12 protein-coding genes and 2 tRNA genes are annotated in these 13,229 nt (G+C 70.4%); 7 read left to right on the plus strand and 7 right to left on the minus strand.

Annotation, left to right across the window (positions count from 1 at the left end; translation table 11 throughout):
• Positions 1-3 precede the first annotated feature (3 nt).
• Positions 4-1,011, plus strand: coding sequence for a sugar phosphate isomerase/epimerase family protein (locus O7618_RS01755; RefSeq protein WP_278104185.1), 1,008 nt, complete (start codon positions 4-6; stop codon positions 1,009-1,011).
• A 238-nt stretch (positions 1,012-1,249) separates the two neighbouring features.
• Here the strand turns inward: O7618_RS01755 and O7618_RS01760 are convergent, their stop codons facing one another.
• Both O7618_RS01760 and O7618_RS01765 read right to left on the minus strand, forming a co-directional pair.
• On the minus strand, positions 1,250-2,434 hold the full coding sequence (locus O7618_RS01760; RefSeq protein WP_278104186.1) for an ROK family transcriptional regulator: 1,185 nt from the start codon (positions 2,432-2,434) through the stop codon (positions 1,250-1,252).
• Between the two features lie 123 nt (positions 2,435-2,557).
• Entirely contained in the window at positions 2,558-2,941 is a 384-nt protein-coding gene (locus tag O7618_RS01765; protein ID WP_278104187.1) for a hypothetical protein, read from the minus strand.
• 194 nt (positions 2,942-3,135) lie between these two features.
• On the opposite strand from O7618_RS01765, the gene O7618_RS01770 reads away from it, so the two are divergent.
• From O7618_RS01770 to O7618_RS01785, 4 genes are all read left to right on the plus strand, one after another.
• Positions 3,136-3,208: transfer RNA gene (locus O7618_RS01770), tRNA-Asn, on the plus strand.
• A gap of 160 nt (positions 3,209-3,368) precedes the next feature.
• Positions 3,369-5,504, plus strand: a complete 2,136-nt coding sequence (locus tag O7618_RS01775) for an MMPL family transporter (protein WP_278104188.1) — start codon at positions 3,369-3,371, stop codon at positions 5,502-5,504.
• On the plus strand, positions 5,497-6,729 hold the full coding sequence (locus O7618_RS01780) for an FAD-dependent oxidoreductase (RefSeq protein ID WP_278104189.1): 1,233 nt from the start codon (positions 5,497-5,499) through the stop codon (positions 6,727-6,729). Before O7618_RS01775 ends, O7618_RS01780 begins: the two co-directional genes overlap by 8 nt.
• A gap of 132 nt (positions 6,730-6,861) precedes the next feature.
• Positions 6,862-6,938, plus strand: a tRNA-Ile gene (locus O7618_RS01785).
• Here O7618_RS01785 and O7618_RS01790 read toward each other — a convergent pair.
• Positions 6,939-8,531 carry a tyrosine-type recombinase/integrase gene (locus O7618_RS01790; RefSeq protein WP_278104190.1) on the minus strand — a complete coding sequence of 531 codons (1,593 nt, stop codon included), beginning with the start codon at positions 8,529-8,531 and terminating at the stop codon, positions 6,939-6,941.
• Between the two features lie 70 nt (positions 8,532-8,601).
• Here O7618_RS01790 and O7618_RS01795 point away from each other — a divergent pair, with 70 nt between their 5' ends.
• Positions 8,602-8,820, plus strand: a complete 219-nt coding sequence (locus O7618_RS01795; RefSeq protein WP_278104191.1) for a hypothetical protein — start codon at positions 8,602-8,604, stop codon at positions 8,818-8,820.
• Here the strand turns inward: O7618_RS01795 and O7618_RS01800 are convergent.
• The 3 genes from O7618_RS01800 to O7618_RS01810 form a co-directional block, all read right to left on the minus strand.
• Positions 8,813-9,037, minus strand: coding sequence for a helix-turn-helix domain-containing protein (locus tag O7618_RS01800; protein WP_278104192.1), 225 nt, complete (start codon positions 9,035-9,037; stop codon positions 8,813-8,815). The two genes, O7618_RS01795 and O7618_RS01800, sit on opposite strands and share 8 nt — an antisense overlap.
• A 1,305-nt stretch (positions 9,038-10,342) precedes the next feature.
• Complete coding sequence (locus O7618_RS01805) at positions 10,343-10,840, minus strand: DUF5956 family protein (RefSeq protein ID WP_278104193.1); 498 nt, start codon at positions 10,838-10,840, stop codon at positions 10,343-10,345.
• Positions 10,841-10,953: 113 nt separating this feature from the next.
• Positions 10,954-11,091, minus strand: coding sequence for a hypothetical protein (locus O7618_RS01810; protein ID WP_278104194.1), 138 nt, complete (start codon positions 11,089-11,091; stop codon positions 10,954-10,956).
• A gap of 139 nt (positions 11,092-11,230) precedes the next feature.
• Between O7618_RS01810 and O7618_RS01815 the strand changes: the two genes are divergently transcribed.
• Positions 11,231-12,415, plus strand: coding sequence for an ISAs1 family transposase (locus tag O7618_RS01815; RefSeq protein WP_278104195.1), 1,185 nt, complete (start codon positions 11,231-11,233; stop codon positions 12,413-12,415).
• On the opposite strand, the gene O7618_RS01820 is transcribed toward O7618_RS01815, so the two are convergent.
• Complete coding sequence (locus tag O7618_RS01820) at positions 12,408-13,112, minus strand: hypothetical protein (protein ID WP_278104196.1); 705 nt, start codon at positions 13,110-13,112, stop codon at positions 12,408-12,410. The genes O7618_RS01815 and O7618_RS01820 overlap by 8 nt on opposite strands.
• Positions 13,113-13,229: the final 117 nt, after the last annotated feature.

Consider the following 13,229-nt stretch of genomic DNA (forward strand, 5'->3'; position numbering starts at 1 on the left):
ACAATGGCGCGACCGATCACGCTCTTCACCGGCCAGTGGGCCGATCTTCCGTTCGACGAGGTCTGCCGGCTCGCCGCCGAGTGGGGGTACGACGGCCTGGAGATCGCCTGCTGGGGCGACCACTTCGAGGTCGACAAGGCGCTCGCCGACGACTCCTACGTCGAGCGCAGGCGGGAGACCCTGGCCAAGCACAACCTCCAGGTCTTCACGATCTCCAACCACCTGGTCGGGCAGGCGGTCTGCGACCACCCGATCGACGAGCGGCACCAGGACATCCTGCCCGCCCGGATCTGGGGCGACGGCGAGCCGGAGGGGGTGCGCCACCGGGCCGCCGAGGAGATGAAGGACACCGCGCTGGCGGCGGCGAAGCTCGGCGTACGCACCGTGGTCGGCTTCACCGGGTCGTCGATCTGGCACACGCTGGCGATGTTCCCGCCGGTGCCGCCCGCCATGATCGAGCGCGGCTACCAGGACTTCGCCGACCGGTGGAACCCGATCCTGGACGTCTTCGACGAGGTGGGCGTGCGCTTCGCGCACGAGGTGCACCCCAGCGAGATCGCCTACGACTACTGGACCACGAAGCGCACGCTGGAGGCGATCGGCCACCGGGAGGCGTTCGGGCTCAACTGGGACCCGTCGCACTTCGTCTGGCAGGAACTGGACCCGGTCAACTTCATCTTCGACTTCGCCGACCGGATCTACCACGTGGACTGCAAGGACGCGAAGGTCCGCACCGGCGACGGCCGGCGCGGCCGGCTCTCCTCCCACCTGCCCTGGGCCGACCTGCGACGCGGCTGGGACTTCGTCTCCACCGGCCACGGCGACGTGCCGTGGGAGGACTGCTTCCGGGCGTTGAACGCGATCGGCTACGCCGGCCCGATCTCGATCGAGTGGGAGGACGCCGGCATGGACCGCCTGGTCGGCGCGCCCGAGGCGCTCCAGTTCGTCCGCCGCCTGGCCTTCGACGCCCCGAGCGCGGCGTTCGACGCCGCCTTCAGCAGCCGCGACTGACGCCTGCCCGTGCCGCTCCCTGCCCGGCGCCGATCGGGCTGATGTCGGTCGGCGGGCGGCGGTCGGCTGGCGTTGGTCGGTCTGACGCCGCTCGGGCGACACGGGTCTCCGGTGGTCGCCTGCAACCTTGATGGCGTAAACGGGTCACCAACCGACCGGCGTGGAGGGCGTCAACGTCCGGTTCAGCGCGGGTGCTGCCGGCGACGCGGGTGCTGCCGGCGGGGCCCCTGCGGCGCGGTCAGCGGGTGGTGAAGACCTGGTCGCTGGTCAGGCGGGCCGCGCCGATCAGGGCGGCCTGGTCGTCCAGGTCGGACAGGACGATCGGCATGCTGCCGGTGGCCAGTGGCGTGGACCGCCGGTAGACCACGCCCCGGATCTCGGCGAGCAGGACCGGCCCGATGCCGGGCGCCGCGCCGCCGATGATGACGATGGCCGGGTTGACGAAGCTGACCAGATTGACGAGCACCTGGCCGAGCCGGCGGGCGGCGTCGCGGACCAGCGTCTGCGCCGCCGGATCGCCCTCGGCCGCCGCCGTGGCCACGTCGGCGACGGTCAGCGCACCGGCCGCCGCGAGCCGGTCCGCCAGCGCCGTCGAGTGCCCGGCCCGCGCGGCCGTCGCCGCCTCCCGCACCAGGGCGGCGTCGCCGCAGTACGCCTCGACGCAGCCGGTGTTGCCGCAGCCGCAGAGCGGCCCGTCCTCGGTGAGCTGGAGGTGCCCGATGTCGCCGGCCCCGCTGGCCGCGCCCCGGTAGAGCGAACCGCCGAGCACCAGCCCGCACCCGACGGCGTCGCCGAGCTTGACGTAGAGGAAGTCGTCGAACGGGCGGCCGGTGCCGGCGTGCCGCTCGCCGAGCGCCATGGCGTTCGCGTCGTTGTCGACGTGCACCGGGCAGCCCAGCTCGGCGGCGAGCGTGTCGCGTACCGGAAACCGGTGCCAGCCGGGCAGCGCGGGCGGGGACACGGGGAAGCCGTCGCGGACCGCGACCGGTGCGGGCAGCGCCACGCCGACGCCGGTCAGCCGGGCCAGCCCGGCCTCGGCCCGCAGCTTGCCGAGCAGCTCGACCGCGCGGCCGACCACCGGCTCCGGACCGAGTCGCACGTCGACCGGCTCGTCGAGGCGGGCGAGCGGGTTCAGCTCACCGTCGGTGAGCGCGACCCGCAGCCGGCCGGCGCCGAGCGCGACCGCGCCGAAGCGCACCTGCGCGCCGATCCGCAGCAGCGACGAGCGGCGCCCGCCCCGGGACGCGGCCGGTCCGGCGGTCTCCACCAGGCCCAGCTCGGTCAAGCGGTCCGCCTCGGCGGCGAACCGGGCCCGGGGCAGCCCGAGGACGTCCACCAGCTCCACCCGTGACCGGGGGCCGTCGTCGCGCAGCAGCCGCAGCAGCCGCGCCTGATCCTCGGTCTCCGGTCCGACCATCGCCATGTGATCGTCCACCTCCCCACCGGAGAATGTGCCACACCGCCGTCACGGCGGCGTGAACGCGTGGGGTGGGCACACGGGAGCGGGCCGGTCACCCGAGGGTGTCCGGCCCGCTGTCCGCTGACGTCAGAGGGTGCTGCTGGTGCCGTTCGGCTTGGTGCTGGTGCCGGTGGTGGTCGAGCCGGTCGCGCTCGTACCGGTGGTGCCGGTCTTGCTGCCGACGGCCGCCGGCGTGCCGGCGAACGGCTTGTCGGCGTCGGTCAGCCCTGACTTGCTGCCGTTGCCGGTGGAGATCTTCTCGCCGAGCTTGCTCTGCCCGAGCTTGTCCTTGCCCTCGGAGTAGAGCCGGGTCGCCTGGGCCTGCGCGACGCCGGCCGCCTCCTGGACGGTCGGGTGGTCGAGCACCTTACGCCCGCGGACCACCAGCTCCTCGTACTTCTCCCGGCCGGCACGGGCGCCCAGGACGAATCCCGCTGCCAGCCCGCCAAGAAACATGATCTTTCCGCGCATGGCGGCTCCTTCCGTACCTGAACTCTGTTGGTGGCTAACTACCCATCCTCCTCTCGGCTCATACCTCCCTGTGCCGAGATGACGATTTGTCCCGATTCTGGGGGGCCGGCAACCCACTGGCGCACCACCCCCCGATGTCCTGTATTCTTTTCCCCGTCGCACGGCACGGAGTGATCGAGCCGGGCGGTGCACGGTCCCCTGTAGCTCAATTGGCAGAGCAGCCGGCTGTTAACCGGCAGGTTATTGGTTCGAGTCCAATCGGGGGAGCTTCGCTCCACCTCACGCCCGCCGGCCCCACCGGCGGGCGTTCCTCGCCGCCGGTCCCGCCCGATTTCCGCCCGCGACCGCCGTTTCGGACGGCAGGATGGTGCGGGTCGACTTAGACTCCCGCTGCGTCGATTGATGCGTCGATTCGAGGGTGGTGGAGATGGCCGCAGGACGCAGCCGCTGGACCGCGACGCTGATCGCGGTGGCGGTGGTGCTCGGCTGGCTGATCGTCGGCGGCGTCGCCGGCCCGTACGCCGGCAAGCTCGGTGACGTCGCCACCAACGACAACGCCTCCTTCCTCCCCGCCGACGCCGAGGCCACCCGCGCGCAGGATCTCTCCGCCGGCTTCGTCGACCGGGAGACCACCCCGGCGCTCGTGGTCTACGAGCGCGCCGGCGGCATCACGCCCGCCGACCAGCAGCGGATCCAGGGCGACGCCGCCCGCTTCGCCCAGGTGCCAGGCGTGATCGGCCCGCTGCCCCCACCGATCGTCAGCCAGGACAAGCAGGCCGCCCAGATCATCGTGCCGATCGACAGCGCGGAGGGCGAACAGATCCGCAGCGTCGTCGACCAACTGCGCGGCATCGCCGGCCCGGACCGCGACGGGCTCAGCGTCGACGTGGCCGGCCCGGCCGGCCTGCTCGGCGACCTGATCGAGGTGTTCTCCGCCATCGACGGGCCGCTGCTGCTGGTCACCCTGGTCGTGGTGCTCGTCATCCTGCTGATCGTCTACCGCAGCCCGGTGCTCTGGGTCTTCCCGCTGCTGGCCGCCGGGATGTCATACTCGCTGGCCGCCGTCGCCGTCTACCTGCTGGCCAAGCACGACGTGGTCAAGCTCAACGGGCAGGCCCAGGGCATCCTCACCGTGCTCGTCTTCGGCGCCGGCACCGACTACGCGCTGCTGCTCATCGCCCGCTACCGGGAGGAACTGCACCGGCACGAGCGCCCCTGGCACGCCATGAGGGCGGCCTGGAAGGGCGCCGCCCCGGCCATCATCGCCTCCGGCGCCACCGTCATCGTCAGCCTGCTCTGCCTGCTGCTCTCCAGCCTCAACTCCAACCGCGCGCTCGGCCCGGTCAGCGCCGTCGGCATCGCCGCCACGCTGCTGGTGATGCTGACGTTCCTGCCCGCGCTGCTGGTGCTCGGTGGCCGGTGGGCTTTCTGGCCCCGGCGGCCCCGGCACGACGACGCCGACCCGCGCACCGAGCACGGCATCTGGGGGCGCATCGCCGGCTTCGTGGCGCGCCGCGCGCGTACCGTCTGGATCGTCACCGCGGTGGTGCTGGCCGCCCTCGCGATCGGGGTGACCCAGCTCGGCGCCACCACCCTCGGCCAGTCCCAGCTCTTCACCCAGCGCACCGACTCGGTGGCCGGCCAGGAGGTCATCGACAGGCACTTCCCGGCCGGCACCGGCAGCCCGGCCACCATCTTGACCGCGCAGGCCACCGCCCAGCGGGTCGCCCAGGTGGCGCAGGGCGTCAAGGGCGTCTCCTCGGTGGCGCCGCTCGGCCAGCAGGGCCAGAACGCGCCGCCCGACCCCAACGTGCCGCCGAAGGTGGTCGACGGCCGGGTGCAGCTCAACGTCACGCTCGCCGACCCGCCCGACAGCAACGGCGCCGAACAGACCATCCGCGACCTGCGCGAGGCGGTGCACGCGGTGCCCGGCGCGGACGCCGTGGTCGGCGGCTTCACCGCCATCAACGTCGACACCGCCGACGCGTCCGTGCGCGACCGCAACGTCATCATCCCGGTGGTGCTGCTGGTCATCGCGATCATCCTGGCGCTGCTGCTGCGCGCCCTGGTCGCCCCGGTGCTGCTGATCGCCACCGTGGTGCTGTCGTTCCTGGCCACGCTCGGCCTCTGCGCGCTGCTCTTCACGTACGTCTTCGACTTCCCCGGCGTCGACCAGTCCTTCCCGCTGTTCGCGTTCGTGTTCCTGGTCGCGCTCGGCATCGACTACAACATCTTCCTGATGAGCCGGGTCCGCGAGGAGTCGGTGCGCCGGGGCACCCGGGCCGGGGTGCTCGCCGGCCTGGCCGTCACCGGCGGCGTCATCACCTCCGCCGGCATCGTGCTCGCCGCCACGTTCTCCGCGCTCGCCGTCCTGCCGCTGGTGGTGCTGGTGGAGCTGGGCGTGGCGGTCGCCGCCGGAGTGCTGCTCGACACCATCGTGGTCCGTTCGCTGCTGGTGCCCGCGCTCGCGTACGACATCGGGCCCAAGGTGTGGTGGCCGAGCCGGCTGTCGAAGTCGCACCGCGACGGCGACCGCGCCGGAGCGGGGGCGGACGGTGCCTGACACCGACGTGGTGATCGTCGGCGGCGGCCTGGCCGGGCTCGCCGCCGCCCGCCGGCTGCACCGCGCCGGCGTGCCGTGGCGGCTGCTGGAGGCCGGCGACCGGCTCGGCGGGCGGGTCGCCACCGACGAGGTCGACGGATTCCTGCTGGACCGGGGCTTCCAGGTGCTCAACACCGCCTACCCCCGGCTCGGCGCGCTGCTCGACCTCGACACCCTCGACCTGGGCTGGTTCACCTCAGGCGTGCTGGTGCGCCGCGGCGACCGGCTGGCACGGCTGGTCAACCCGCTGCGCGAACCCACCGGAGCGCCCGGCGCGCTGACCGCCGGCGTCGGGTCGCTGCGCGACCGGCTGCGCCTGGCCGCGCTCGCCACCGCCTGCGCCACAGTGCCCGTCGGACGGCTGCTCAGCGCGCCGGAGACCAGCACCGAGACGGCGCTGCGCCGGGCCGGGCTCTCCGCCGCGATCACCGAGGAACTGCTCCGGCCGTTCCTGAGCGGCGTGCTGCTCGACCGCGAGCTGGCCACCTCAAGCCACGTGTTCGCGGTCATCCTGCGCTCGTTCGCCCGGGGCCGGATCGGCCTGCCCGCGCGGGGGATGGGCGCGCTGCCCCGGGCCGTCGCCGCGCCGCTGCCCGCCGAGCTGATCGCCCTGCGCACGCCGGTCACCGCTGTCGCGCCCGGCCGGGTCCGCACCGAGGCCGGCGAGATCACCTGCCGCGCCGTCGTGGTCGCCGCCGACCCGCCGGCGGCGGCCACGCTGCTGCCGACGATCGACCGGGTACGCATGCACGCCTACACCACCTACTACCACCGCACCGACTCGGCGCCGCTCGACGAGCCGATCCTGCTGCTCGACGGCGACCGGCGGGAACTGGTCGCCAACACGGTGGTGATCAGCAAGGCCGCGCCCACGTACGCGCCGGACGGCCAGCACCTGGTGGCCACCTCCGTGGTCGGCCCGCAGGCCCCGCCCGAGCCGGTGATCCGGCGCGAGCTGGACCGCCTCTACGGCCGCTCCACCGCCGACTGGACCCACCTGACCACCGTCACGGTGCCGGACGCGCTGCCCGCCGCCCCGCCGCCGCAGGACCGGCTGCGCAAGCCGGTCGCGCTCGGCAACGGCCTGTTCGTGGCCGGCGACCACCGGGACAGCCCGTCGATCCAGGGCGCGCTCGCCAGCGGGTGGCGCACCGCCGGCGCGGTGCTGGACGAGCTTCGTTCCTGAGCCTTTCCGGCGCGTGTCGGTCGGATGCCCGCTGTTATCCTCGCGTTGCCCACCGTGCTGTCGCGGCCGACGTCGCCGCCGGGTCGGTGGTGGCCGGGGATCGATCGGCAGGTTACGATCCGGCGCGGTGACGGGGCGGTAGCTCAGCCGGTTAGAGCAGGGGACTCATAATCCCTCGGTCGCGGGTTCGAACCCCGCCCGCCCCACCACTAGGAAAAACGCTTGACCTGCTGCTTCTTGCTGGTTTTGCGATCCTTTCCATTGTTCGATGCCGATGGAGAGGGGTGTTGTGTGCCCGAGGTGAGCCCGGCGGGGCGCTTGGAGCGCTGGCGAGGCACCAGGCGGGCGGCTGCTTCGGCCGCCTCACGGGCCAGCTCCGGCAGGACCGAGGTGTAGGTGTCGGAGGTCAGCGAGATCGAGGAGTGGCCCAACATCTCTTGGACCACCTTCATTTCCGTGCCTGCCGCGAGAGCGATCGTGGCAGCGCCGTGCCGTAGATCGTGCAAGCGGATCGGCGGCAGACCCGACCGGCGCACCAGCCGATCGAAGTAGTCCGACAGCCAGTCCGGCTCGACCCACGCGCCGGTCGGACGGGTGAACAGACGGCCGCTCTCCACCCACGCCGCACTCGCTTTCTCCCGGGCCTTCTGCTGCCGCTTGATGTGACGCTTCGTCACCTTCAAGCTGCCGGCGTCGAGAGCGACGATGCGGTTTCCGGCATCGCTCTTGGGCTCGCTCTCCTCGATCTCCCCACCGATCTCCACGAGCTGCGTGGCGACCGTCACGGTTCCGCCCTTGAGGTCCAGGTCTTCGGGCCGCAGGCCGCACGCCTCACCTCTGCGCAGCCCGCGCAACGCGATCAGGTGGAACAGCGCGTACAGCTCGTCATCCGCGATGAAGTCGAGGAACGCCCCCGTCTGCTCGGGGGTCCACACCATGACGGGCGACGGCCGCTCGCCGGTAGCACGCCACCGCGCAACACGCTCGTCTGTCCACACCAGGGCCTTCGGGCGGCGCACAGGGTCAAGCTCGACATGGGCCGCCGGGTTGAACGTGATCAGCTCCTGCGTGACCGCGTCGTTCAGAGCCGCCCTCAGCGTCGCCCGGATGTGCCGCCGCGTCGTCGGGCCGACCGTACGCCGAAACGGCGGCATCTCCGCAATGGCAGCACGAGCGGCACGACGCCTGTCACGACCCTTGAGCGCCTTCAGTTCGTCGAGTGCCGCACGCCGCAGAGCATTCGCCTCCTCAATCTCGATGTTTCGTTCAACGATTGCGTTGAACATCTCCGACAGGTGCGAAACACGCAGCCGGTCCAAGCGAACGTCCCCGATGTGCGGCTTGAGGTGTAGCCGGATATCCCGGCCGTACCGGTCGAGCGTATTACGGCGGATCTTTCGGCCAGCAATCCACGTGTCGAGCCATTCCCCGACCGTTATGCGCGCCGTCAATGACTGACCGCTGCGGAACTTGCGGCGCGTCTCCTCCAAGTCCGGCAGCGGTTCCCGGTTGGACGCCGCCCGTTCGAACAGGTCTCCCATGCGCTGGCGGCCGTCGACGTCATCGGTGTCAGGAACGGCCAGCAGCGCGCGGACGCCATCCAGGTCCGCTTGAGCCTCCGTTGCCGACGCGTAGCCGGAGCGGCGGAACGTGCGGCGCTCACCGTCAGCGGTCGGCGGCAGCTCCTGGCGCATGCCCCAGGTGCCGTGACGGCGCTGAGTGAGCTTGGGGCAGGATTGCCCGTACTGCTTGCCGGTCTGCGGATCGCGGCAAGCGCAGCGACGGAACACTGATCCTCGCAAGACTCCTCCTAGAGGGGAAGTGGTATCTATGATGGTACCACTTCTGTCGATGATGAATTGAGGGCACGCTATGCGACGACGCCGGGTAGTCGAGGCTGCTCAGGGCCTGCCGCCGATTCCCAACGACGAGAAGCGGGACCAGCAGGTCAAGATCAGGCTGACGCGCAGCGAAGTTGAGCAACTGATCGCGATGCGGCCCGACCTCACACCGTCCGGCATTGTTGCCGTCATCGTTGACGATGTGCTGTCGGGCCGCTACACACCTGTTTGGGCGGCCAAAGTCAAGTGACAGCTCGGACGCCGAGTAGTTCCAGGATCTCCGGCACCGGCACGACGTAGTTTCGTCCAACGCGCAGCACTCGAACGGGAAACTTCCCGCGCTTGGCGAGTGCGTACGCCTTGCTGCGGCCGATACCGAGAATCGCGCCGGCGGTTTCCACGTCCGTCGTGACGCCGAGAGCACGAATCGCTTCGATGGTCCAAGGGGTGCCAGTCGTGGCGGTCATGTTCGTCTCCAAGGGGTAGCAGGCGGACGCCACGCTCCACGCACGAGGCGTTGCGGCGTGACGGGTTCGAGGTAGGGCCGGCCCGGCGGAGCACCCACGGACGACGGCCGAGAGGAGCGGGGAAGCGCTTGTCCGGGGAGTCCGGGCCAGATCCAGGAGGGCGGCCGTCCGCCAGGTAGCACCAAGGCCGCCAGGCGGGTTGCGTACGAGTTTCCCTACTTGGTCCAGACCCAGGAGGGCGGCCGTCCGCCAGGTAGCACCAAGGCCGCCAGGCGGGTTGCGTACGAGTTTCCCTACTTGGTCAAGAAGCAGGATCGGCAAGGCCGATCCCGCGAGAGGGAGGAAGGGGAGGAGAGGGCGTGGGCGGGGTCGGGGGCTGCGGCCTGGCGGCCGGTCCCCCGCCCCGCCCCAGAGGGAAGCGAGGACGCACCACAGACGACCAGAGCACCACGCATGACGCCACCAGGCAGGGCCGACCCCGCCGCCGCGCTACGCCGACCCCGGCTCATCCGAGTGCACGACGGACAGCCGCCACGAGCCGACCGCCGCGAGCCCTACGGCGAGCACCGCCAGGACCACGCCGCCCGACTACCCGCCCCCGCCGATGCTGCCGGCATCACCGCGGCCGGCTTCGAGGTGCTGCCGCGCCGGCAAGCCGGCTTGCCCCCGAGTGTCGTGGCAGGGCACCGCGATGCCCGCCAGGATCGAGCCCTTTCCTTCCGAAGGCGCACGACCGGCGTCGGTGATCTTCCCTCCTTCCCGGCTGATACCTCGCCGCGTGCACAGGAGCCTTCACCTACCAAGAAGGGACCGCGAATCGCGAAAAAGTGCCTTGATCAACAAAAATCCTTCAAGATTTTTTGCAGGCGCCTCATGAGACGGTCGGCCCGTCAGGGTCACCCGGTCGCCGACGGCGCATGAACCGATGCTCGGGTTCGTGGAGCAGCACGTCATCATCATTCGCGGGCAGAGGCACCCACACCTCATCCGGATCGGCCAGGAGCAAGGTTGCCGCCGGTTGAGCGCGGACCCAGGACAAGACCTCCTCCCGGCTGCCCTCCCGCGTAGCGATACCAACAGCCTCCGCGTGTCGCCAGCCTCGTCGAAGGGGTCCACCCACGTAGCGCTCCAGACCGTGTGACGCTCCCGTTCACCGGCCCCGCTCAGACTCACATAGATGGTGCCGTGGCCCGGACGAGGGACGCCGATACGCTGCTCCGGTGCCGCCTCCGTCAGCTCGGGGTTCCAGTGGCGCTGCACTCTTCGAGGCTCACCCATGTCGGTCACGGTGGCCCCGTCGCCGCCTCATCGGCCGCTGTACAGCTCTGCGAGAGCCGCACGGATGGCCGGCACCGCCTCGGCGGGGTGGTGGTCGAGGGGTAGGTGCTTGATTGCCTCGTAGACCGCTTCATCGATGTCTCTGACGGTGAGGTCGTCGGGTAGGCGTTGGAACCAGCGATAGCCAGCCGGCCGCTCCGGCAATCCCACATCGCGTAGGAACGAGTTCGCGGCCTCATCGATGATCTCTTGGTCATCGGCCGTGCGCGGCTCGAAGAACGTACGCTCTCCGGCGCGGTTGATGATCTTCACCTCCACTTGGTGTTGCCGGGTTTCAGGGAGCCGGGCCAGGGTGGAGGGGTCGGCGAGGTAGCCGAGCATGGCATCCCAGCCGGAAACGCTCAGCTCCCAGTACCTGCCATCAGGAGTGTGGATGGCGTGGCGGCGCTCGGTGATGTCCGGCGGTGAACCGGGAAACGGCGCGGCCGTGTCCCAGGCGTTCGGTGCGGCGCTGGTGTCGCCCATGCTGCTCCTCGGGGGCTTGCTACGGCACGGTCCCGGCCTCCCCGGGGAGAGGTCGGGACCGTGGTCACACATCCGCATTCACCTGTGATGGTACGACTTCGGACCGGACAGGATCAGAACTTGCAGGGGTCGGCGGTCGACCCGTAGCACTTGAAGCGCGCCGTCTCCAGCGGGGGCAGCGTGCGCACGGAGTAGCCGCCGGGGGTGAAGTCGGTGTTGAAGGCCGCGTAGTACGGCTTGGGGTTGACCACAGGGCGTTCGCAAGGTAGCGAGATGACCGGATTGCCGGTTGTGGGGTAGCCACGCCGGTTCCGTCGGGTACGTAGGAGAGCGCGGCCTTCTGGTGATCATTCAGGTGTCTAGACTGGATGATCGAGAAGGACCGCGCTCGTGGAAGCATCATCGTTGATCGGCGGGTTGTCCGCACGTCTGGGTGGTGTGTCGCCGCTGTCGGAGCGGGACACGCCGGGGTTGCTGCAGGTTCTTGCCGAGGTTCCGGACCCGCGTGATGCCCGAGGTCGGATCTATTCGCTGCCGGGGCTGCTCGCGATGGCGATCGCGGCGGTGCTCTCGGGATCCAGCCGGGTCGTGGAGATCGTGGAGTGGGCTGCGGATCTGCCGGACGTGGTGTGGGATCGTCTCGGTGCGGTCCGCGACGCTTTGACCGGGGCCCGGCGGGTGCCTGATGACGGCACCCTGGGTCGGGTGCTGGCCGGTATCGACGCCGACGCGTTGGATGCCGCGGTGGGTCGCTGGCTGCTGGGCCGGGCCGGTCTGGCCGGGCGGGGCCGGCGGGTGATCGCCGTTGACGGTAAGACGCTGCGTGGTAGCGGCCCGGCCGGGTCTCAGGTGCACCTGCTGGCCGCGTTGGACCAGGCCGAGCAGATCGTCCTGGCGCAGATCGACGTCGATGGCAAGACGAATGAGATCAGCCGGTTCCAGCCGTTGCTCGACGGCCTGGACCTGGCCGGGACGGTCATCACGGCGGACGCGCTGCACACCCAGCGCGAGCATGCCCGCTGGCTGGTCGAGGACAAGCATGCCGGTTACGTCTTCGTCGTCAAGCGCAATCAGCCACGGCTGTACCGGCAGGTCAAGGCCTTGCCCTGGGGGAAGATCCCCACCCTGGACGCCACCCGCGAGCGCGGGCACGGCCGCTACGACATCCGGCAGTTGCAGGCGGTCACCTGTCTGGGGCCGCTCGCGCTGGACTTCCCCCACGCGGCCCAGGCCCTGCGCATCCGGCGCCGCCGACACAACCCGCTCACCGGAGGTTGGTCCACCGTCACGGTGTACGCGATCACCAGCCTGACCGCAGCCGCGGCCAGTCCCGCTGACCTGGCCAACTGGCTACGCGGACACTGGGCCATCGAGGTCCTTCACCACATTCGCGACACGACCTACCGCGAGGACGCCGGCCGGCTACGCACCGGCAACGCGCCCCGCGCCCTGGCCACCCTCCGCAACACCGCGATCAGCATGCTCCGCCTCAGCGGCGCCACCTCGATCGCACCAACCCTGCGCCGAAACAGCCGAGACCCACACCGATCCCTACAAATACTCGGACTCACCTAGAACGGACATACCTCAACCTTGCGAACGCCCTGGGGTTGACCAGGAAGTTGCCGTAGGTGAGGGGGCTGTTCCAGCGCCAATTCGTGCCACTGATCCGGCCCGGGTAGAGAGCGTGGTCGCCGCAGTCAGCGTCCGGCCAGTTGTCGATCACCTCGTAGCAGTTGATCCAGGAGTCGCTGAACGTCAACGACGGGCCGAGGTCCCAGATCAAGGAGACGGTCCACCGGCCGCGCCGACCTTGGAGGCTGTTGCGGATGATCACGTCGAAGCTGCCGATGACGCCGCTGCTGTTGCCGTAGACGGCGTTGCCCTTCGTTTCCCCGATGAAGCGCGAGGGATCGATGATGCGGTGACAGGTGCCGCTGCTCTCGCACCAGGTGTCGTAGTCGTCCGCGAGAACCGACACCGCGTCGGGGGCCGGGACGGTCGTGGCGGCGACGGGCGTGAAGGTGGTGACGGGGGTGCCGTTGGCGTCGCGGCGGGTGCTGGCCAGGCCGGCGCTCGTGCAGACCCACTCCGGCGACTTCTGCTGCATGGCCAGCCCGGTGCACGGCGCGAGCACCTTCTGAGCGCCGTCGTAGGTGTTCTTCCCGCTCGCGCCGGCCACCGCCGGAGCTTCCACCGCCGTGACGCCGAGCACGACAGCGAGAAGGCCGGCGACGATTGCGCCGCCCCTTCTGAGACTACGGATGTTCACGCTTTCTCCTCTCACAAAAACTGCCGGTGAATGCGGTCGTGAGAATTCTTGCGACATGCAGAACGGTCAATCAATGATTTGTCGTTTTACTGACATCCATCAACATCGATAAATGTA

The sequence above is a fragment of the Micromonospora sp. WMMD980 genome, assembly GCF_029626035.1.
Lineage (GTDB): Bacteria > Actinomycetota > Actinomycetes > Mycobacteriales > Micromonosporaceae > Micromonospora.

Coding starts and splice junctions, on each gene's coding strand:
- O7618_RS01765 (WP_278104187.1), bottom strand. CDS start 2,941: ATGCGCGGAAAGATCATGTTTCTTGGCGGGCTGGCAGCGGGATTCGTC.
- O7618_RS01775 (WP_278104188.1), top strand. CDS start 3,369: ATGGCCGCAGGACGCAGCCGCTGGACCGCGACGCTGATCGCGGTGGCG.
- O7618_RS01755 (WP_278104185.1), top strand. CDS start 4: ATGGCGCGACCGATCACGCTCTTCACCGGCCAGTGGGCCGATCTTCCG.
- O7618_RS01805 (WP_278104193.1), bottom strand. CDS start 10,840: ATGGGCGACACCAGCGCCGCACCGAACGCCTGGGACACGGCCGCGCCG.
- O7618_RS01795 (WP_278104191.1), top strand. CDS start 8,602: ATGCGACGACGCCGGGTAGTCGAGGCTGCTCAGGGCCTGCCGCCGATT.
- O7618_RS01760 (WP_278104186.1), bottom strand. CDS start 2,434: ATGGCGATGGTCGGACCGGAGACCGAGGATCAGGCGCGGCTGCTGCGG.
- O7618_RS01800 (WP_278104192.1), bottom strand. CDS start 9,037: ATGACCGCCACGACTGGCACCCCTTGGACCATCGAAGCGATTCGTGCT.